The sequence below is a fragment of the Vreelandella sp. DA03-1M genome, from assembly GCF_055725665.1.
Map to the genome: position 1 here is coordinate 3,903,160 of NZ_CM146798.1, position 18,929 is coordinate 3,922,088.

Sequence of the window (18,929 nt, forward strand, 5' to 3'; positions counted from 1 at the left end):
TACACGGCTTATCAGCCGCGAAGCTTATCATATAGAATGGCTGCCAATAGAAGAGGCGACGCAGACCCTATGATGACGCTACAAACTGAACTGCTGGCCGCTATTTCATGGGCGGCGCAGCAAGGCTGGACGCCCGCTACCGGCGGTAATTTTTCCGCCCGCACCGAGGCGGGCTATCTTGTGACCGCCTCTGGCCGGGATAAAACCCGCATTCAGGCTGATGATCTATTGCTGTGTGACCTGGATGGCAAGGTGCTATCAGGTGATGGTAAGCCGAGCGCGGAGAGCGATCTGCATGCCGCGCTCTATCGCTTAGACGCTTCGATTAACTGTGTGCTGCACACTCACACCGTGGCTAGCACGGTGTTATCGCGGCGCTTTCCAGAGGGTATCGAGCTAAGCGGCTTTGAAATGCAAAAAGCACTACAGGGCAACGCTACTCACGACGACACCATCCGTTTGCCCGTCGTACCCAACTCCCAGAATATGGAAGAACTGGCTGAGCATGTGCGCAGCGGCTGGCCGATGCCCTGGGGCTTTTTGGTCGCAGGGCACGGCATTTATGCCGTGGGCGATAGTATTGCCAGCTGTCGCCGCCACCTGGAAGCGATTGAGTTTTTACTTGCCTGTGTCCTTGAAGAGAGTCGCTGGTCTTAAATGAGCAGTCTTAAATGAGTAGCCTTAAATGAGTAATTCAACTGTTCGCGCCATTGTGACCGATATTGAAGGCACCACCACGGATATTAACTTCGTTCATAAGGTGCTGTTTCCCTACGCCCACAATAAGTTACCTGATTTTCTACGCGCTAACGCAGAAACCCCGGCTGTGGCCGAGCAGATAGAAGCCGTGCGCCGCGAAATGGGTGACCCTGATGCCACGCTGGAAGCTGTCATTGCTGAGTTGCTGCACTGGATTGAGACCGACCAAAAAGTGACCCCGCTAAAAGCACTGCAGGGCATGGTGTGGGCCGACGGCTACCAGCGCGGCGATTTTAAAGGTCACTTATATAGCGATGTAGCACCTGTATTGCACCAGTGGAAAGAGGCAGGCAAAGCGCTTTACGTTTATTCGTCAGGCTCCGTACAGGCCCAAAAACTGCTGTTTGGCTACAGCGATGAGGGTGATTTAACCCCGTTGTTTAGCGGCTACTTCGATACCCATATTGGCCATAAGCGCGAGGCGTCTGCCTATCAGCGTATTGTCGCCGAGCTTGACCTACCTGCGCATGCGGTGCTGTTCTTGTCGGATGTGGTCGAAGAGCTGGATGCCGCCAAGCAGGCGGGCATGCAAACGCTGCAACTGGTACGTGAAGGTACTCAGGCCGGTACTCATCATGCATGCGTCACCCGCTTCGATGAAATCGTTCTGTAACGTTCATCGCCCGTCACTTTTAAGGAGAGTTGTTGATGTCGCAACTAAAAGTATTTGCTGATCAAAACCCGAACGATGCCCTGATCGACACCACTGACGGCGAACAGATGACCACTGAGCTAAACAAGGTGGGTGTGCTTTTTGAGCGCTGGGCAGCGCCGGGCGAGATTGCTGATGATGCCACCCAGGAAGATATCTTGGCGCTTTATCAGGAAGATATTGACCGGGTCAAAGCTAAGGGCGGCTATCAAACCGTGGATGTGCTACACATGGTGCCCACGCACCCAGAGAAGGACGCCATGCGGCAGAAGTTCTTAAACGAGCACCGTCATCACGAAGATGAAGTGCGTTTCTTCGTTAAAGGCCAGGGGCTATTCTGCCTGCACATCGATGACAAGGTGTATCAGGTGCTGTGCTCTCGCAATGACCTGATCAGCGTGCCTGCCAACACGCCCCACTGGTTCGATATGGGCCCAGCACCGGAATTCACCGCGCTACGTTTCTTCGATAACGTCGAGGGCTGGGTGCCCCACTGGACTGAAAGCGATATCGCCGGGAAGTTCGATCGCCTGGATCAGCTTTAAACTGGGGGCGCCGTTTATGTCATCGCGAGCGAAGCGCGGCGATCTCGGGCCGACTTGCTACCACCGGCAGAGATTGCCGCGTCGCTGCGCTCCTCAATGAAAGGGACTCCTCCCCTCTCGAAGCTTCAGAGAGCTACATTGATAGTTGAACCACTTCAATGCGGAGGGGAAGAGTCATGAACAAGCATAAGATAATCGGTATTGATCTGGCAAAGCGTGTTTTTCAAGTGTGTGTTGTCGACACACACTCCTCGCGTGTTCAGGTCAACAAAGAGCTTAAACGGCATCAGGTCTTGGATTTTATGCGCCGCCAACCGGCCTGTCGGGTGTTCATGGAGGCGTGCGGTGGATCGCATTATTGGGCGCGACAGCTGCAGGCCCTCGGCCATACCGTTGCCCTCATTTCGCCCCAGTTTGTGACGCCTTTTCGTAAAGGGCACAAGACAGATGCCAATGACGCCCTCGCTATTGTAGAGGCGGGTTTGCGCCCCGACATGCGCTTTGTACCACTCAAAAGCGTAGAGCAGCAGGATATTCAGAGCCTGCACCGCATTCGGGAAAGGTACATTCATCAGCGCACCCAGTTGATCAACCAGGTTCATGGGTTATTGCAGGAGTACGGGATTATCAGCGGTCGGGGGCAGAAAGCGTTAAAGCAGCGCGTCTGGCTCGCCCTGGAAGATGCCGAAAACGAGCTCTCAATGCTAATGCGTGACTTAATCGCTGAGCAAATGACGGAGCTGGATCGGCTCAATGAGCGTATTCAGTCACTGGATAAGCGGGTGGAGCAGATGAGTCACGCCGTGGGGCCTTGTCGCGAACTCCTGGCGATAGAGGGAGTGGGGCCGGTGGTCGCCACGCAGCTCTATAGCGCCCTCGGTAACGGCGACGCGTTCAAGAAAGGTCGCCAAGCGTCAGCCTATCTGGGGCTAACGCCGAAGCAACACAGTAGTGGTGGCACCGCGAGCATCAAGGGCATTGGCCGAACGGGTCAAGTCTCACTGAAAGCCGCTCTGATACGTGGCGCGCATTCGGTCATCAACACCATGGGTGACAAACAGGATGCTAAAAGTCGTTGGCTACGATCCCTGGTCGCTCGCGCTGGCAAGAACAAAGCGGCGGTCGCGTTAGCGAACAAGACAGTACGAACCGCCTGGGCGGTTCTGCATAGTGGTCAATCCTATTGTAAAGCGTTTAACGACGGTTCAGCGCTGATGGTGAGCTAAGCGGTAACACCATCAGCGCCTAAGCGCCGACAGGCGGCTACCTTGTTGCCGGGCAACGATCGATGAAAAACAGGTCAGACCGACCTTCTCGAAACCTGATCATTGCGATGGCTGAAAAAGCCTACGCCTCGTTGAGGAGAGAAGGTGCGCGACGTTCATCAGGGTCAGGGGATAGCGTCCCCATTAAGAGACCGACTATACGCACGCATCGGCTTATGTTGTTCATCATCGGAGCTTGCAACCGGGGAGGAGTCCCTATACGTAATGACAGCGGCGTCTGAGTCACTCTTCGCTCATTAAAGCTGCTATTAGTGAGTGCTGAACTGTTAATAATGTGCCTTTGTTACAAAACCTCTTGCTGGTTATACGCCTTAGCTAAATCCGCCAGCGCGTGCAGGTCACAGTAGGCTTCCGGCTCCATAATCAGCGTTTGTCCCATCATCACGTTGCGCGCTTCAAGCTTGGCGCGCAGCGCGGTGTCTTTAATCTCTTCGAAGTCGGCATTATGGGCCAGTGATAACACCCGGCGGTGCATTTCGATGCCACAGTAGGCCAGCGCGTCCAGGCGGATCTCTTCAAGCAGCGCATCGCAGGCGTCGTCGGCGCTATTGCCCTGCTCTTCAAACAGCGACTTGGGAAATAGAATGCCCGTCCGCTCGGTTTGCCAGAGGTGGCGGAATTCGGCATCAAAACGGGTAAAGCAGGCTTCGATCACCTCTAATATCCACGCCTGATAAGCCTCAAGCTCATCCTCTAGGCGATGAGCGGGCTGGCTGAAATAGGCCATTAGGAAGTTGGCCACTGCCATGCCCAAGTCAAAGGCCATCGGCCCGTACTGGGAAAACTCGGGGTCAATCACCCGCACGTCAGTACCCGTGGCCATAATCGAGCCGGAGTGCAGATCACCGTGCAGCATGGTTTCAGTGTTCGCGGTGAACTTCATTAACAGCCGCTGCACCTTGGCTTTTAGTCGCGCATTGCGGCGAAGCTCGTCCACCACCGGTGAAAGTTCCGGGGTGTGGTGGTTCATTTCGGCGCCGTAATAGGGGTCGGTAAACACCAGCGACTCGGTGATGGCGGGAATCGCCACATTGCCTGAGAACAGTCCTACGTCCGCTTTTTTCTCGGGGCTGCTCAGCGAAAGCTCCGAGCCGCGAAACGCGGTGCGTGCGCAGAATTGGCCGATGGTTTCGCCAAGCTGGGCAACTCGCTCACCGTTGATTAACTTGCGGCGCAGAATCGTGTGCGGGTGAAGGTACTCCATCACAAACAGCGCCTGGGGTTTGTCGAAGTAGTACACCTCGGGGGCAATGCCGGGCGCACGCTTGGCCTGGCGGACCAGCGCATAATATTCAAAGTGGGCGCGATAAATCGGTAGCGGCCAGCTTTCGCCCACCATGCGGACATAGGGAAGCGCCTGCTTAACCACGACACTGCCTACGTCACCGGAGACGATAAACACCAGGTTGAGGTTGCCGTCACCCACTTCGCGAATGTCCCAGCTAGTGGGTTCTCCGCCCACTCGACTAGCCACCGCTTCAACACCCCCAAGCCGTTGGGACAGAGTGTCGACGCCGAGCGCGCGGTAATGTTGATCAATCTCCACAGGCCAATCCTCACCAAAACGTTGCATATATTCAGACCCAAATGTGGGGCTTTAAGACGTTTATTATCAGAGGGTAACGTTTAAAAGTGAATAAGGGCACTATCGACATCGTTATTGATGGTGATCCCAGTAGGGTCGTTCGCCAATCTCCGCAAACAAATGCTCTAAAAAGGCGGCTACTTTCTGTGAGCGCAGGCGGTTTTCGGGGTAGATAACATGAATTCCCTCTCGCGTCGCTTCACCTAAGGCTTCATAGGTTTCTAGAATGGGCGTTAGGCCGCCATCGCGCAGCGCATCGAATAGCAACCATGTGGGGAATAGCACAATACCTTGACCTTGCAGAGCGGCCTCCACAAGACTCTCGGCATTGTTGCTATGCAAATTGCCTTTTACCGAATAATGCTGCGCTTGAGGATTGCCAGCCCCCTGGAAGTACCAAGGCTGGACGCCGCGTGTTCCTTTATAGACTAAGCAGTTATGGTCACTCAATTGTTCAGGATGGTGAGGCTCACTGCACCGCGTTAAATACGCGGGGGAAGCGCAAGCGACAAAGCGCTGGGTCGCGAGTTGCCGGGCCACTAGGCTTGAATCCCCCAGCGACCCCACCCGTATTACAACATCGGCGCCTTCTTGTACCGGGTCGATAAAAGCATCGCTCAACGTCAGCTCTATTTCCACGGCCGGGTTTGCCTGCTGAAAACTAGCCAATAAAGGCACGATATGCCGACGCCCAAACGCCACCGGTGCATTCAAACGCAGTAGCCCCTGAGGTTTTCGGGCACCGCTGACCACTTGCTCGGTGGCGGCATCCAAGCTTTCCAATACCCGCTTTACCTCCTGAAAGTAGCGCTCCCCGGCATCGGTGAGCCTTACCGCTCGCGTATGACGGTAGAGCAATCGCTGGCCTAGCGAACGCTCCAACCCTGCAATGTGCCGCGAGACCGAAGAGGCTGGCAAATCAAAGTAGCGCGCGGCGTCGGCGAAGCTGCCACTTGAGGCCACTCGCACAAAAAGACGTAACGCTAACAGGCGAAGCGAGTTGTCCAAAATGCAATAGTCCTTTGCTGTTTTGACGCATTGTAGCAATAACGCTAACTCTCTACAGTACACGCTTCTTTTGCTTAGCGGAGCCACCTATGCGTCACGCACTTATTCTGCTCGGCGTGCTAATTGCCGGGATGGGGCTATCGGTCGAAGCCGGCTTGCTAGGCCCGCTTGGCGAGCAGGTTGGGCACTTATCGGCCACCTTGTCGATTTTTATGGTGGGCGCGCTACTGCTCTCGCTAGCACTGGTGTTTGCGCCAAAGCGCCAGTTAGGCACCCTCTTCAAGCAACCTCGCTGGCTGTTAACGGGCGGAATCCTAGGCCCGATCTACGTCATTGTGTTGACGCTTGTAACACCGTTGGTGGGAGTGGGTATGACAATGGTGGGCATCTTGTGCGGCCAAGTCGCGGCCAGCGTCGCTATTGACCACTTTGGCTGGCTGGGAAGCGAACAGCGTAAAGTCGATGGCTACCGCATTGGCGCCTTGGCGATGATTCTTGCCGCCCTGTGGTTAATGTAACGGCTAACGTATTCAGGAGCTAAACCATGTTACTCCCTCTTATCTTTATCTTACTGCTCGTCGGCGGTGCGGTACTGGCAGCTCAGTCCTCCATCAATGGCCGTTTGGGTGCAAAAGCAGGCGTCATCGAGAGTTCTTGGCTGACCTTTGTGATCGGCGCCGTCCTGACCTTTTTATTGATGTTCTTTTTTGAGCCAGCACAGCAAGCAACGCTCTTCAGCGTACCCAAATGGCAGCTAACCGGGGCGCTGTTTGGCGTGGTCTATATGTTGGCAATTGTGTTTGCCGTACCCCGGGTAGGCACCGCCGCGGCCACGGTAGCGGTCATTTCTGGCCAACTATTGATGAGCCTACTGATTGATCATTTCGGCTGGTTAAGCAATGCCGTGCGACCGTTAGATGCGTCACGCTACATTGCGATGGCGCTGCTCATCGGTGCTATCGGCTTAATCTACCTAAGTCACCAGCAGCGTCACCGTCGGATGGTGAACCAGCCAAATTAGCCATACGAATGACGTTGCGCCCCTGCCGCTTGGCTTCATAAAGCGCTCGATCCGCCGTCGATAATAAGTCGGTAGGGGTAAGATCATCGGTTGGACTCAGTACGGCCACACCAACGCTGACGGTAATATAGGCTTGGTGGGAGACACCAAAATTAGGAATACGTAAGGCCTCTATACTAGCGCGAATACGCTCTGCGGCTACGTTTGTTGCCTCGCTCGAGGCATTCACCATTAGCACCACAAACTCTTCACCGCCAAGACGCACCACTAAATCGGCGTCGCGGCTATTATCGTGCATGGCCTTGGCCACCTGCTGTAAGCAAATGTCTCCTTGAGGATGCCCATAAAAGTCGTTGTAAGCTTTAAAATGATCGATATCGATCACCATCAGCCCCATACACATCCCTTTATCAATGGCCTCTTTCCACCGCACAGGTAACACCGTATCGAACTGACGACGATTGGCGAGGTTGGTTAATGGGTCGGTGATCGATAACTGAGATAGCTTTTGGTTATCTTTTAAGTAGTAGCCAGCGCGGATTTTCTCTTTCAGCACATGCAAGTAAGAGGTTCGCTCACTGAGCTCGAAACGGTAGTTAGCGACAAGGCTAAAAATACCCATCGCAATAATCGTAAAGATCGCCAACCGCTTGGCTTCAACGGGCATTGGCTCATAAGGCAACACAAAGGCCAAGATGATGACTATGCTCGCCGCGGAGGATGCACAGGCATAGCTGAACCGTAGCGAGTAAACAATGTTACCCACCAACAAAATCAATCCAAACGAAAAAACATCTAAATAGGAGTAGGGCGCTACCGATTTAGCAAAAATAAGACAGGAAACCACCGTGGCGACGACCACGGTACTGGCCATCAAGGTTTCACGCAGCACCGGCGATACACCCCGATACACCCACCACAAGACGGATAAACCAAAGGGAAGCATTACCCCCATGCGCAGTTGAACAGCGGTAGCAAAGGCTTCAGGACGAAAGCTATAGTCATTGATTAAGAAGAGGCAATAGATAATCGCTGAGATCACCCCCGCCAACACCATATTACGGCTGCGCTGACGCTGGGTATCTGCTTCGAACCGCGCTTCAACGTCATCAGCAAAGCGTAACCGGCAATGTGCGCCATCCAACTCATCCTCGACAGCTTTCAGCAGTGCATCATTGACCATTACGCTCCCTCAAATGCTTACTCCATTACTAACAACCTTCACGCAGCATTAATCACTACTAAAAAATCAGCTTTCCCTTTGCCTGTATTGATAGTGTGCCAGACTAACGTTTAGTTAAAATCAATATTGCTTTAAATATTAAACGATAACTTACCAACACATTATTTAAACAATAGTTACGCAAGGAGACGTTGAATGCGGCGCGAGCAGAACCCACAAACCGTGACTGGACGTTTACCATCGGCCACAAAGAGCTAGTGGTGCATCAGCGCTATGAGGTGTTGAGCATCCTCAATGATTTTTTATTGGGCCTTTGGTTCACCTTCGGCAGTATCCGCTTCTTTTACGAGGGTAGTCTGAAGACCTTCGGTGTTTGGTTATTCTTGATTGGTAGTGTGCAACTGCTTTTACGCCCCACTATTCGCTTACATCGCTATAGCTATGTCAAGCGCCTGCCGGATACGGTTCACGACGCTTAAACGCAAACAGGCCCCTGTAGTCACTCTGCTTAGAGAAATACGCTCAACGCAGCTGGCTGTCTTTGCTGCCGCGGCGGTTATAGCCGCTAAAAGCGGACTGTGCTTTATCCTGCTCTTCCTGACACGCCACACAGAGACGCACACCGGGAATAGCCTTGCGACGCGCCTCAGGAATGGTGTCACCGCACTCCTCACAGGCCTCAAGGCTATCCCCTGAGGGCAGTTGGCTACGCGCACGCCGCACCGCATCGTCCAGTGTGCTTTCCATCTGTTCTTGCTCGGCGCCATCTTTTGCCCATCCACCTGCCATGGTCTCCTACCTCCCTTATGTTCAAAAAAACTGCTCAAAACACCGCTATTCAACATCAAACCTTCAGCATAGCAGTTACGCTCGTTGTTAACGCAGGATGCAAAGAGCTAAGGGGTTAGTCCTGACCAGCTTTGGTGATAGCTCCAGGCTCCTCTCCCCCCTCAAAAACGTCAGGATATTTTCGCCTGGCTCGCACTAAGCGAATGATCGTGATGATATTGGTGACCACAATCAGACCTTCCGCAAGCGTACCGCCGATCGTGCCAATTAGCAGGTTGTTCAGCATCCAGGCGAAGGCAGCCAGCCCCAAAAAAACTCGCATGGCAATGCCGCGCATTAGAAACATGCCAACGGTTCCCAACACCATGGCCACCACCGGCAGAATATCCACCCAGCTTTGCCATGTGAGGGCTGCGGCGATACCGCTGGCCAGCAAGACACCCGCCATCACGGCTTTACTTCCCAGGTAACGGCGAGCCAGAACAATCCGCACTATTACCAAAACCGTTAGCGCGGCCGCTGTCCAGCTCTCGAAAAAGACAAACTGCAGCGCAAAAGCCACATTGGCGGAAATCAGTAACACCAAGAGGCGATCGTCGTTTTTACTGGCAAAGGCCACTACGCATATCACCAGAGCCACCAAACCACAGAGCTGACCAGCCAGGGCACTATGGCTTAGGTTGTCTAACATTAATAACGCTCCTCTTTTGTATGCTGTCGTTTTTAAAAGCTGCCGTTAGCCCCATACTGGCACAGTTAGCGTTCGCCCTAACCCAAAAACCGAACACCTTGGGCAGCCAAAGGGCTGCGAAGCTTGTCTGGCAGCGGCACATCGGTCACTACGGCATCATAATCCCCCAACTGACCCGCGGCGCAGCGTAGTGGCAGGTCGAACTTGGTTTTATCCAGCACTAACACGCGATAACCGGCATGGGCCAACAGCGCCTCACGGGCCATCACTTCGTCGTCGTTGTAGTCATAAAGCTGGCCATGGCTATCCATACCCCCCACCGACACTATGCCGATATCGGCACGGTAGCGTTGAAAAAAGCGCCAAGCATCGCCGCCAATCACATCCTGGTCACGACGACGCACTCGCCCACCCGCCACCACTAACTCACACTTCAACTGGCACAGCTTAATCAGCGCATGCAGGTTATTGGTCATGATATGCAGACCTTGCTTATCACTCAGCGCATCGGCCAACTGCTCCACCGTGGTGCCCGTGCCTAGAAATAGCGCTTGATGGTCTTGCACTAGGCTTGCTGCCCGCGCTGCAATCTGTCGTTTACCCGCCACGTTCACAATCTGACGCTGGTCGTAGCCGATATTCTCCTGCTCGGGAAACGGCAGCACCTCACCTTGGCGGCGCAGTACCAGGCCCTTATCAGCCAGGTGGCGAATATCCCCACGCAGGGTTTGCACAGAAACCCCAAACTCGCCTGCCAGGCTGTCTACCGACTGGCGCCCCTGTGAGTGGATTCGCTGTAATAGCTGTTGTCGACGTTCGAACTGGCGCATAGCCCCTCTCAGCACAACGAAAGCAAAAAGTGCAGCAAACGAAAGCCACAAAATGTTGAACGAAAGCATAGTGTCACTTTGTTGTAAGCAGATGACAGTAGCTTAGGTGGGGTTCACTCACTGGAGGTTTACCCATGTTGAAGCGCCCCCTGTTATCTATTCCGACATCTGCCCTTACTGCTGCCGTCGCGGTAGCCAGCTTTTCCCTTTCAGCTCAGGTAGCGGCAAACGAAACGCTGACGCTCTACACCAGCCAGCCCAATAGTGATGCCCAGCAGACCGTGGATGCCTTCGAGGCCGCCTATCCCGATATTGAAGTGGAGTGGGTACGCGACGGTACCACGCGCTTGATGACCCGGCTGCGCTCAGAGCTTTCGGCCGGGGTGAGCAATCCCGACGTGCTGCTGATTGCCGACAGCATGACCATGGAATCACTCAAGCAGGAGGGCCATTTACAGCCTTACCTAAGCGATGAGCGCCAGGCCTATGACGCCGACCTGTATGACCCAGAAGGCTACTACTACGGCACCAAGCTGATCACCACCGGTATTGTCTATAACACCGGCGCCGAGCATCAGCCGCAAAGTTGGCAAGACCTGCTGGGGCCTGACTACGAAGGGTTGGTCACCATGCCTAGTCCGCTTTACTCCGGCGCGGCACTGATCCATATGGCGGCAATCACTGCCAACCCTGATCTTGGCATGGCGTATTACGAAGCGCTTCATGAAAACCGCACCGAAGCCCAGGGTGGGAACGGCGGGGTATTTAACGCCGTGGCCGCGGGCACCAAGCCCTATGGCATCGTGGTGGATTTCCTGCCCATTCGTGAAGCTGCCAAAGGCTCGCCGGTCGAATTCGTGTTTCCGGAAGAGGGCGTGAGTGCCGTCACCGAGCCGGTCGCCATTATGCAGGGCGCAGAGAACGTCGATGCCGCGCAAAAGTTTGTTGATTTCGTGCTTTCCCAGCAGGGCCAGGAACTGGTCAGCCAGCAGGGCTACCTGCCTGCCCACAACGACGTTGCCCCACCGGAAGGCTTCCCCGAGCGCGATAGCATTACCCTGATGCCGGTTGATACCGAGCAGGCACTGGCGCAGGAAGAAGAACTCAAACAGCGTTTTAGCGATCTATTTGGCGGGTAACCATGACGCCCGCTCTCATTTTTGAAAACAAGACCGGCAACGACAACAAGTACGGCAGCCAGCACCGCTGGCTGCTTTCAAGCCTGTTGATTGCCATTGTGCTGCTCAGCCTGGCACCCAGCCTGCGCCTCCTGTTCGAAGCGTTGAGCGATCTTACCCAGGGCCGCCAATCGCCGCTGTGGCAGGTGCTCAACAGTGCCAGCACTTGGCGAGCACTCTGGCATAGCCTGTATACCTCGGGGCTCGGCATGCTGATCGCCCTGATCCTGGGTAGCCTGTTTGCCTTTGCCATCACGCTCACCAATGTGCGCGGCAAAGCGTGGCTGGTGTTCTGCTTTATGCTGCCGATGATGATTCCGCCCCAGGTTACCGCCTTGAGCTGGCTGCAGCTCTTTGGCCCGGCCAGCCCGCTACTGAAAAGTATTGGCATGGCGCCGCCGCTAGGCAGCCCGCAACCGCTCTACTCCGCTGAAGGCATCGCTTTACTGCTGGGCATCCAGAGCGCACCACTGGTGTTTCTAGCCCTGCGTACCAGTCTGCTTTCGCTGCCCCGGGAACTGATCGAAGCCGCCCGCATTAGCGGTGCCAAACAGACCCAGGTATGGGGTCACATTATTCTACCCGTGACCCGTAGCGGCTTGATCGCCGGGGGCGCGATGGCGTTTATCTCCAGCCTGGGCAACTTTGGCATCCCCGCCATGCTGGGTATTCCCGCAGGCTATTACGTGCTGCCCACGCTGATCTACCAGCGTATGGCCAACTTCGGCACCGGGGTGTTGGCAGAGATGGCTGCGCTCTCCTTGCTGATTGGTTTACTGGCATTGGCCGGGGTGGCGTTGCAACAGCAGTTGATGAATCGCAGTCGCTTTGGCTTAGGCGGCCATAGTGGACGCTCTCATGATTTCAACCTGGGAAGTTGGCGCTCGCTGGTGACCGCCACGCTCATCGGGATCTTACTGATTATTCTGGTCGCGCCGCTGCTTGCGCTCATTATCAGCTCGCTGGTACCCGCCATGGGCGTGCCATTAAACGCCGAGACCGCCACCCTGAACGCTTACGCCGAAGTGTTGGGTCGCCAAGGCGCCACATGGCGAGCGGTAAACAACAGCCTGTGGCTGGCGGGCAGCGCGGCAGTGATGTTGATGCTGCTGAGTCTGCCACTGGCTTACCGGCTACAGCGCCTGCCGGAGCGTTGGCGTGGCGTGGTGCTCAGCGCTATCGAGATCCCCTATGCGCTTCCTGGCGTGGTATTAGCCATTGCCTGCATCCTGCTCTTTGTTCGCCCGCTGCCGATTATCAATGTGGCGCTCTACGGCACCCTGGGGCTGATTTTTATCGCTTACCTGGCGCGCTTTCTGGTGGTCTGCGTCAAGCCTGTCGCCGCCAGCCTGGCGCAGTTGGATCCTTCGCTTGAAGAGGCGGCACAGCTCGCGGGGGCAGGCCCCTGGCGGCGCCTGGGAAGCATTATTTTACCCCTGGTCGCGCCCGCACTTTTCGCAGGCGGCCTGCTGGTGTTTCTACTGGCGGTCAACGAACTGACCGTGTCAGCGCTGCTATGGAGCGCCGGCAACGAAACCCTCGGCGTGCTGATTTTCAACCTCGATGAAGGCGGCGAAAGCGTGCTGGCCTCTGCGGTATCAGTGCTGGTGGTAATCATGGTCGCCTCGCTGATGCTGACACTCAGTTTACTGGCGCCGCGTTTACCTAAAGGAGTCATTCCATGGCAGAGTTAGACACATCAGGGGTAAGCACCGCAGGGCTAACGATCGAACGCGTTACCAAACGCTTTGGCGAGCAGACGGCAGTCGATGCGCTATCGCTAACGATCAACCCAGGCGAGTTTGTCGCCCTGCTCGGCCCCAGTGGCTGTGGCAAAACCACCATGCTGCGCATGCTGGCAGGTTTTGAGGCGATCAACGACGGCAGCATTCAATTAGCCAATCGCACCCTGGCCAGTGCCGATACCCATGTGCCGCCTGAACAGCGCAATATGGCCATGGTGTTCCAGTCCTATGCGCTATGGCCGCATATGAGTGTGGCGGACAACGTCGGCTACCCGGTCAAACTGCGCGGCCTGCGCGGGGCGGCGTATCATCAAAAGGTGCAGCAAGCGCTGGCATTGGTTGAGCTTGAAGCCTATGCCGATCGCATGCCCCAGGCCCTTAGCGGTGGCCAACGCCAGCGGGTGGCCCTGGCACGCTGCCTGGTTAGCGACCCGTCAGTGGTATTGCTGGATGAACCGTTGGCCAACCTTGACCGCCATCTGCGCGCCACCATGGAACACAGCTTTCGCGATTTTCACCAACGCACGGGCGCCACGCTGGTCTACGTCACCCACGACCAAACCGAGGCCATGGCGCTGGCGGATAAAATCGCCGTGATGAAAGCGGGCAAGCTGGTTCAGTGGGGCGCCCCCGAAACCCTTTACAGGCAGCCGAGAACCGCATGGGTAGCGGGTTTTATCGGCCAGGGCAGCCAATTAAAGGTCGCCGCCGGCCACCCTGGGAAGCGCCTTGAGAGTGCGGCCCTGATGCGCGGGCTGAACGCCATCGAGTCCGAACGAACCCAAAGCGTGCTGGTGCGCCCGGAACATATTCAGATCAGCGCAGCACCCGCTTCCTCCGCAACTCCCACTCATAACCAGCTTGCCGCACAGGTGGAAAACGTTATTTTCCGCGGCGAGCGCTATGAGCTCACCCTGCGCCTACTCAGTGGCGAAACCCTGCTGGCCTATCACCACACCGCGCCTGTCCTAGGTAGCCAGGTTGCCGTCGACCTTCAGCAGGGCTGGTGTCTGGAGCCCTATCAATGAGTGTCCATATCGAGATTCTCAGTGGTTTAGGCGCCAAAGGGCCTGCGGCGATAGTCGTGGAGACTCAGGGAAAACGCCTGCTGCTAGATGCAGGCGGCGCGCTCCACCCGGATGACACCATCTCCTGGGCGAACAATCTGGATATCGACGCAGTGCTGATTAGCCACGACCATATTGACCATATCGGCGGTGTGGATGAGCTGCCTAGCAACGTGCCACTTTACTGCACGGCGCTGGTAGCTAAATCATTGCCCAAGAACCGGCTATGGCGCCCCCTACCGGAACGCGGCTCGCTAGAGGTGGAAGGTATTACCGTCACCACCGGTCAAGCAGGGCACTCGTTAGGCGGTGTTTGGCTACATTTAGCGGTGGAAGGTGGCGTTTTCTACAGCGGCGATGTCTGCTTTGAGTCATTGGTGTTTCCGTTTGATACACCACCACCAGCGGGTCTTGCGCTGCTGGATGCCTCCTACGGCAGCTTTGATCAACCCCAACCTGCGTGCATTCAAGCAATCAGCAAACACTTTACCCAGCCTTTGGCATTTCCCGTGCCTGCCACCGGCCGTGCACTGGAAATGGCGCTGTGGCTGCTTGAGGAAGCTAAATCACGTGGGTTAACGCTCGCGATTGATGCGGAGATACGCGCCAACCTCACCGCCCTGCTGGCAATGCCTGCCGCTCTGCGTCGCCCAGGCATTGATGCTGCTATCAACAATGTGTTGGCACGACAAAATGATGAAAATGCCACGCTGCGGCTGATAAGTGATCACGATGACACCCCCCAACAGTGGCCCGACCACCGGCTACTGCATACCGGTTACTTAACACCTGAACGCCAAGTCCAGCTAGCAGCAGGGGAAATAAGCTGGCAACGCTGGAATGTGCATCTGCGCGCCTCGCATCTGGTGGCGCTAGCCGATCAGTTGGACGCCTCTCAAGTGGTGCCGCTATTTACCCAGCTAAGAGATAACGAATTAAAGGCGTGGCAAGGGCTTCTAGGCAATCGCCTTTACACTTCTCAGCGCTTCAAAACTGATTCTCGTACAAACCACCTTTCCTCTTTAAGGAGTTTTGCATGTCCGCAGTGATTGTCGATGTCGACGGCACCTTAGCCGAGTTTCACCCCCACCAGGTCAGCGACTGGGTACTCGGTAGCCAAAAACAGTGGGAGCCCTTCTTTGCCCATATGGCCGAAGCACCGGTGATTGAAGCAGTGGCCAAGCTGGTCAAAATTCTCAAGGCCCAGGGACAGCAGATCGTGATTTGCAGCGGACGCCCGGACAGTCATCGTGAGCATACCCAGCGCTGGCTGGAGCGCCACACGATTCCTTTTGACGCCATGTACCTGCGCCCAGAAGGTGACGACCATATAGATGATGAAGCAGTAAAAGAGGCGCTTCTGGAGCGTATGCGCAGCGATGGTTTTGCGCCTTGGCTGGTGCTGGATGACCGCGACGCTGTGGTCGCCCAATGGCGTGCGCTTGGGCTTACCTGTTTACAGTGCGCGCCGGGAGATTTCTGATCAAGGGCGCATAATTCTGCAACTCGTTACTCTATATAGCTGCTTTTTTACATCTATCTTGACTATTTCCTTCCCTACATGACTTGTATTTCTGCGTGACCCAGCATTAAACGCTGGGTCGCAGAAAGCGCACTGCTTTGTAACCGCTTTTCAACTTAAAATATATGTTATAACATAACAATAAATGGATCGACGTTGCCTCTATGCCCTCCCTTTGGCTAGTGGTGACTTAGGCCTGACAACCTATTAGGATTTTTCATGAACCTCATTCGCTCAATGTTGGTGGCGGTGTCTGGCCTGTCTGCCAGCTATGCCATGGCTGATACAACAGACTACCCGCTGACGCTGGATAACTGCGGCAAGCAGATTAGCTTCTCGGCAGCGCCCAACGGGACGGTCACCATTGGCCAGTCGGCAACCGAAATTCTCTATGCGCTGGGGGTTGGTGATCAGGTGCTGGCCACGTCTGTATGGTTTACGCCCGTACTACCGCAATTTAGTGAGATGAACGCTTCTGTTGAGCGCATCGCCGACAATGATCCAAGCTTTGAGTCAGTGGTCAACAAGCACCCCGAACTCGTCGCTGTGCAGTACGAATGGCATGTTGGCGCGACGGGCAGCGTAGGAACGCGTGAGCAGTTTGATGACTTGGGCATTGCCACATACATCATGCCTGCCGACTGCGATACCAAAGACAATACCACTGGCGGCGACGGCATGCGTACTGCGCCGTTTTCCCCGGATCACATCTACAAGGGCATTGCCGAGCTTGCCGAAATCTTCGATGTGCAACCGGCGGGTGAAGCGCTGATTGAGAGCCTTGAAGCCCGAGAAGCCGACGCGGTGTCTGCCGCCGTCCAACTTGATCTACCGGATGACCTTTCCGCTGTGTTCTGGTTCTCCTCGCCCGATAATGGCGTTGCTCCCTTTGTAGCAGGTCAGCTGGGCGCGCCCGGCTATATGATGAAATCACTAGGGATACATAACGTTATCCAGTCCGATGAGGAGTGGCCCACCGTTGACTGGGAGACCATTGCACGCGCCAATCCGGATGTGATCGTCATCGCGCATATGGATCGCCGCCGCTACCCCGCTGACGATGTCGACGTCAAACGTGCATATCTGGAAAGCGACCCGGTGACGCGCGAAATGCAGGCGGTTCAAAACGGCCATATCATCGAGATGGATGCCCACGCCATGAGCGCGACGATGCGCACCATCTTCGGACTCGAAACATTATCAGATGTCCTAACGGGGATGACCTTCGAGCGATGAACAAGGCATCTGCGCTCACGACATGGCCACGTCTACAGATGCCTGGCCTATGGCTCTGGCTGGCACCGCTGATTCTCTTTTCGGCGCTAATCGCCGGCACCGCGATTGGCGAGACGTCGATACCGATAGAAACGGTACTGAAAGTGCTTGCCAATCAGTTGTGGGGAGCTGGCTATTCAGTTGATCGAATCGATGCCGGGATTATCTGGAGTTACCGCCTCAGCCGCGCAGTCGTCGCCGCGTGTTGTGGTGCCGGGCTAGCGCTGGCCGGGGTCGTGCTTCAGGCGCTGCTGCGCAATCCGTTAGCCGATCCCTACCTGATGGGAATTTCCGCAGGCGCATCGACTGGCGCCGTTTTGGTCGCCATTGCCGGGTTTGGCGCGGGCGTTGTAACGCTCTCGGCGGGAGCCATGGTCGGGGCCATCGCGGCCTTTGGGCTGGTAGTGGTACTCGCCTACGCAGCATCTAATAGCCCCGGCGGAGGCGCACAGACCTCCAGCGTGATCATTCTTGCCGGCATTGCCGGGTCGAGTCTGTTTAACGCCTTGACGGCATTTATCATCGCCAAGTCGGCCAGCGCGGAGCAGGCCCGGGGCATCATGTTCTGGCTAATGGGCAATCTTTCCGGCGTTCGCTGGGACAACGCTTTTCTTGCCGTACCCACCGCGCTTGGCGGCCTGCTGATCTGCCTCTGGTATCGGAGAACGCTAGATGCCTTTACCTTTGGCGTCGACAGCGCGGCATCCATGGGCATCGCTGTGCGCCGTGATCGGGGCATCCTGATCGCCACCGTCGCGCTAATGACCGCCGTGATGGTTTCCATGGTAGGCGCTATCGGCTTTGTGGGGTTGGTTATCCCTCATGCCATGCGGTTTCTAACGGGAAGCCGGCATACTCGTCTGGTGCCCGCCTCTGCCTTGGCGGGCGCGGTATTTCTGATCGGCGCCGATGTGGTGTCCCGTGTGCTGGTTGAGGGGCAGGTACTCCCCATTGGGGTTGTCACGGCACTGGTCGGCGCACCGGTTTTTGCTTTAATACTGATTCGCGGAGCAAGATCACAATGAAACTCGCTGCAGAAAATCTGAGCTGGAAAGTTCAGGGACGTACGTTGCTGGAGGATGTCAGCTTTGAAATTGCTGCGGGTGAAACCTTTGGGCTAATCGGGCCAAATGGCTCGGGTAAAACGACGCTGCTACGCCTGTTCGCCGGTCTACAAAAACCCAAAGTGGGTCGCATACGCGTCGGCGAGCAGGATATGGGCCGCATGCGCCAGCGCGACATCGCTCGTTCGGTGGCGCTGGTCGAGCAGCAGGCCAATACCACTGAGCGTATTAGCGTTTACCAGGCCGTATCCCTCGGTCGAACGCCCTTTCTTTCGCCGTTTCACCCCTGGTCTGAGGAGGATGAGGCGATCGTCTCTCGCGCACTGGCGGATGTGGGAATGCAATCCATGGCTGAGCGTCTCTGGCATACGCTTTCCGGCGGCGAGCGCCAGCGGGCCCATATCGCAAGAGCCCTGGCTCAACAGCCGAGCGTGTTACTGTTGGATGAGCCCACTAACCATCTGGATATCCGCCACCAGCTTTCTATCCTTCAGCTGGTCAGACAGCTCCCCATCACGGTGGTGATTGCCCTCCACGATCTCAACCAGGCCATGGAGTGTGACCGTATTGGCGTTATCGAAGGCGGCCGTCTGGTCGATTTGGGCACACCTCGGCAAGTGCTCACGTGTCGTCGGCTGCGCCATACCTTTGGCGTGCATGCCGACATTCTTGAAGACCCCATTGGGCAAGGACAGATTATGCGCTTTCGCCAAGCAGTCTAGGCCTAGA

At 55.9% G+C, this 18,929-nt stretch carries 21 protein-coding genes; 15 read left to right on the forward strand and 6 right to left on the reverse strand.

Features of this window, described 5'->3' with window-relative positions:
• Positions 1–69 precede the first annotated feature (69 nt).
• From mtnB to ACXUPB_RS18225, 4 genes are all read left to right on the forward strand, one after another.
• A complete protein-coding gene (gene mtnB / locus ACXUPB_RS18210; protein WP_472953806.1) occupies positions 70–657 on the forward strand; it encodes a methylthioribulose 1-phosphate dehydratase in 588 nt (195 codons plus the stop codon).
• A gap of 28 nt (positions 658–685) precedes the next feature.
• Complete coding sequence (mtnC, locus tag ACXUPB_RS18215; protein ID WP_472953807.1) at positions 686–1,372, forward strand: acireductone synthase; 687 nt, start codon at positions 686–688, stop codon at positions 1,370–1,372.
• 35 nt (positions 1,373–1,407) lie between these two features.
• Positions 1,408–1,956 (forward strand): 1,2-dihydroxy-3-keto-5-methylthiopentene dioxygenase, encoded by a 549-nt coding sequence (locus ACXUPB_RS18220; protein WP_336273885.1) that lies wholly within the window; start codon positions 1,408–1,410, stop codon positions 1,954–1,956.
• Between the two features lie 176 nt (positions 1,957–2,132).
• Positions 2,133–3,182 carry an IS110 family RNA-guided transposase gene (locus ACXUPB_RS18225; RefSeq protein ID WP_350359475.1) on the forward strand — a complete coding sequence of 350 codons (1,050 nt, stop codon included), beginning with the start codon at positions 2,133–2,135 and terminating at the stop codon, positions 3,180–3,182.
• A gap of 343 nt (positions 3,183–3,525) precedes the next feature.
• Here the strand turns inward: ACXUPB_RS18225 and mtnK are convergent, their stop codons facing one another.
• Together mtnK and ACXUPB_RS18235 are read right to left on the reverse strand one after the other, a co-directional pair.
• Positions 3,526–4,815: an S-methyl-5-thioribose kinase gene (gene mtnK / locus ACXUPB_RS18230; protein WP_472953809.1), complete on the reverse strand. Its 1,290-nt coding sequence runs from the start codon at positions 4,813–4,815 to the stop codon at positions 3,526–3,528.
• An 84-nt stretch (positions 4,816–4,899) separates the two neighbouring features.
• Positions 4,900–5,835, reverse strand: a complete 936-nt coding sequence (locus tag ACXUPB_RS18235; RefSeq protein ID WP_472953811.1) for a LysR family transcriptional regulator — start codon at positions 5,833–5,835, stop codon at positions 4,900–4,902.
• An 89-nt stretch (positions 5,836–5,924) separates the two neighbouring features.
• Between ACXUPB_RS18235 and ACXUPB_RS18240 the strand changes: the two genes are divergently transcribed.
• Positions 5,925–6,353, forward strand: coding sequence for a DMT family transporter (locus ACXUPB_RS18240; RefSeq protein ID WP_472953813.1), 429 nt, complete (start codon positions 5,925–5,927; stop codon positions 6,351–6,353).
• Between the two features lie 26 nt (positions 6,354–6,379).
• Positions 6,380–6,856 carry a DMT family transporter gene (locus tag ACXUPB_RS18245; protein ID WP_472953815.1) on the forward strand — a complete coding sequence of 159 codons (477 nt, stop codon included), beginning with the start codon at positions 6,380–6,382 and terminating at the stop codon, positions 6,854–6,856.
• Here the strand turns inward: ACXUPB_RS18245 and ACXUPB_RS18250 are convergent.
• Positions 6,792–8,039 (reverse strand): GGDEF domain-containing protein, encoded by a 1,248-nt coding sequence (locus ACXUPB_RS18250; RefSeq protein ID WP_472953817.1) that lies wholly within the window; start codon positions 8,037–8,039, stop codon positions 6,792–6,794. The two genes, ACXUPB_RS18245 and ACXUPB_RS18250, sit on opposite strands and share 65 nt — an antisense overlap.
• A 191-nt stretch (positions 8,040–8,230) precedes the next feature.
• On the opposite strand from ACXUPB_RS18250, the gene ACXUPB_RS18255 reads away from it, so the two are divergent.
• Positions 8,231–8,518, forward strand: a complete 288-nt coding sequence (locus ACXUPB_RS18255; RefSeq protein ID WP_472953821.1) for a YrhK family protein — start codon at positions 8,231–8,233, stop codon at positions 8,516–8,518.
• 43 nt (positions 8,519–8,561) lie between these two features.
• Here ACXUPB_RS18255 and ACXUPB_RS18260 read toward each other — a convergent pair whose 3' ends face one another.
• The 3 genes from ACXUPB_RS18260 to ACXUPB_RS18270 all read right to left on the reverse strand — a co-directional run bounded on the left by ACXUPB_RS18260 (position 8,562) and on the right by ACXUPB_RS18270 (position 10,349).
• On the reverse strand, positions 8,562–8,828 hold the full coding sequence (locus ACXUPB_RS18260) for a DksA/TraR family C4-type zinc finger protein (protein WP_472953823.1): 267 nt from the start codon (positions 8,826–8,828) through the stop codon (positions 8,562–8,564).
• A 115-nt stretch (positions 8,829–8,943) separates the two neighbouring features.
• Positions 8,944–9,519, reverse strand: a complete 576-nt coding sequence (locus ACXUPB_RS18265) for a YgjV family protein (RefSeq protein WP_472953825.1) — start codon at positions 9,517–9,519, stop codon at positions 8,944–8,946.
• A 77-nt stretch (positions 9,520–9,596) separates the two neighbouring features.
• Complete coding sequence (locus ACXUPB_RS18270; RefSeq protein ID WP_472953826.1) at positions 9,597–10,349, reverse strand: DeoR/GlpR family DNA-binding transcription regulator; 753 nt, start codon at positions 10,347–10,349, stop codon at positions 9,597–9,599.
• Between the two features lie 134 nt (positions 10,350–10,483).
• Between ACXUPB_RS18270 and ACXUPB_RS18275 the strand changes: the two genes are divergently transcribed.
• From ACXUPB_RS18275 to ACXUPB_RS18310, 8 genes are all read left to right on the forward strand, one after another.
• Positions 10,484–11,488, forward strand: coding sequence for an ABC transporter substrate-binding protein (locus tag ACXUPB_RS18275; protein ID WP_472953827.1), 1,005 nt, complete (start codon positions 10,484–10,486; stop codon positions 11,486–11,488).
• A 2-nt stretch (positions 11,489–11,490) separates the two neighbouring features.
• On the forward strand, positions 11,491–13,221 hold the full coding sequence (locus ACXUPB_RS18280) for an ABC transporter permease (RefSeq protein WP_472953829.1): 1,731 nt from the start codon (positions 11,491–11,493) through the stop codon (positions 13,219–13,221).
• Positions 13,209–14,300: an ABC transporter ATP-binding protein gene (locus ACXUPB_RS18285; RefSeq protein WP_472953830.1), complete on the forward strand. Its 1,092-nt coding sequence runs from the start codon at positions 13,209–13,211 to the stop codon at positions 14,298–14,300. Before ACXUPB_RS18280 ends, ACXUPB_RS18285 begins: the two co-directional genes overlap by 13 nt.
• Positions 14,297–15,388: an MBL fold metallo-hydrolase gene (locus tag ACXUPB_RS18290; RefSeq protein WP_472953833.1), complete on the forward strand. Its 1,092-nt coding sequence runs from the start codon at positions 14,297–14,299 to the stop codon at positions 15,386–15,388. The genes ACXUPB_RS18285 and ACXUPB_RS18290 overlap by 4 nt, the downstream gene beginning before the upstream one ends.
• On the forward strand, positions 15,376–15,822 hold the full coding sequence (locus ACXUPB_RS18295) for a phosphatase domain-containing protein (RefSeq protein WP_179916313.1): 447 nt from the start codon (positions 15,376–15,378) through the stop codon (positions 15,820–15,822). Before ACXUPB_RS18290 ends, ACXUPB_RS18295 begins: the two co-directional genes overlap by 13 nt.
• 258 nt (positions 15,823–16,080) lie before the next feature.
• On the forward strand, positions 16,081–17,097 hold the full coding sequence (locus ACXUPB_RS18300) for an ABC transporter substrate-binding protein (protein WP_472953835.1): 1,017 nt from the start codon (positions 16,081–16,083) through the stop codon (positions 17,095–17,097).
• Entirely contained in the window at positions 17,094–18,161 is a 1,068-nt protein-coding gene (locus ACXUPB_RS18305; RefSeq protein ID WP_472953838.1) for a FecCD family ABC transporter permease, read from the forward strand. The genes ACXUPB_RS18300 and ACXUPB_RS18305 overlap by 4 nt, the downstream gene beginning before the upstream one ends.
• Positions 18,158–18,922, forward strand: coding sequence for an ABC transporter ATP-binding protein (locus ACXUPB_RS18310; protein ID WP_472953840.1), 765 nt, complete (start codon positions 18,158–18,160; stop codon positions 18,920–18,922). The genes ACXUPB_RS18305 and ACXUPB_RS18310 overlap by 4 nt, the downstream gene beginning before the upstream one ends.
• Positions 18,923–18,929: the final 7 nt, after the last annotated feature.

What these genes read in the sequence shown, in the direction of transcription:
- mtnB (WP_472953806.1), top strand. Translation starts at nt 70, where the DNA reads ATGATGACGCTACAAACTGAACTGCTGGCCGCTATTTCATGGGCGGCG.
- mtnC (WP_472953807.1), top strand. Translation starts at nt 686, where the DNA reads ATGAGTAATTCAACTGTTCGCGCCATTGTGACCGATATTGAAGGCACC.
- ACXUPB_RS18220 (WP_336273885.1), top strand. Translation starts at nt 1,408, where the DNA reads ATGTCGCAACTAAAAGTATTTGCTGATCAAAACCCGAACGATGCCCTG.
- ACXUPB_RS18225 (WP_350359475.1), top strand. Translation starts at nt 2,133, where the DNA reads ATGAACAAGCATAAGATAATCGGTATTGATCTGGCAAAGCGTGTTTTT.
- mtnK (WP_472953809.1), bottom strand. Translation starts at nt 4,815, where the DNA reads ATGCAACGTTTTGGTGAGGATTGGCCTGTGGAGATTGATCAACATTAC.
- ACXUPB_RS18240 (WP_472953813.1), top strand. Translation starts at nt 5,925, where the DNA reads ATGCGTCACGCACTTATTCTGCTCGGCGTGCTAATTGCCGGGATGGGG.
- ACXUPB_RS18245 (WP_472953815.1), top strand. Translation starts at nt 6,380, where the DNA reads ATGTTACTCCCTCTTATCTTTATCTTACTGCTCGTCGGCGGTGCGGTA.
- ACXUPB_RS18250 (WP_472953817.1), bottom strand. Translation starts at nt 8,039, where the DNA reads ATGGTCAATGATGCACTGCTGAAAGCTGTCGAGGATGAGTTGGATGGC.
- ACXUPB_RS18260 (WP_472953823.1), bottom strand. Translation starts at nt 8,828, where the DNA reads ATGGCAGGTGGATGGGCAAAAGATGGCGCCGAGCAAGAACAGATGGAA.
- ACXUPB_RS18265 (WP_472953825.1), bottom strand. Translation starts at nt 9,519, where the DNA reads ATGTTAGACAACCTAAGCCATAGTGCCCTGGCTGGTCAGCTCTGTGGT.
- ACXUPB_RS18270 (WP_472953826.1), bottom strand. Translation starts at nt 10,349, where the DNA reads ATGCGCCAGTTCGAACGTCGACAACAGCTATTACAGCGAATCCACTCA.
- ACXUPB_RS18275 (WP_472953827.1), top strand. Translation starts at nt 10,484, where the DNA reads ATGTTGAAGCGCCCCCTGTTATCTATTCCGACATCTGCCCTTACTGCT.
- ACXUPB_RS18280 (WP_472953829.1), top strand. Translation starts at nt 11,491, where the DNA reads ATGACGCCCGCTCTCATTTTTGAAAACAAGACCGGCAACGACAACAAG.
- ACXUPB_RS18285 (WP_472953830.1), top strand. Translation starts at nt 13,209, where the DNA reads ATGGCAGAGTTAGACACATCAGGGGTAAGCACCGCAGGGCTAACGATC.
- ACXUPB_RS18290 (WP_472953833.1), top strand. Translation starts at nt 14,297, where the DNA reads ATGAGTGTCCATATCGAGATTCTCAGTGGTTTAGGCGCCAAAGGGCCT.
- ACXUPB_RS18295 (WP_179916313.1), top strand. Translation starts at nt 15,376, where the DNA reads ATGTCCGCAGTGATTGTCGATGTCGACGGCACCTTAGCCGAGTTTCAC.
- ACXUPB_RS18300 (WP_472953835.1), top strand. Translation starts at nt 16,081, where the DNA reads ATGAACCTCATTCGCTCAATGTTGGTGGCGGTGTCTGGCCTGTCTGCC.
- ACXUPB_RS18305 (WP_472953838.1), top strand. Translation starts at nt 17,094, where the DNA reads ATGAACAAGGCATCTGCGCTCACGACATGGCCACGTCTACAGATGCCT.
- ACXUPB_RS18310 (WP_472953840.1), top strand. Translation starts at nt 18,158, where the DNA reads ATGAAACTCGCTGCAGAAAATCTGAGCTGGAAAGTTCAGGGACGTACG.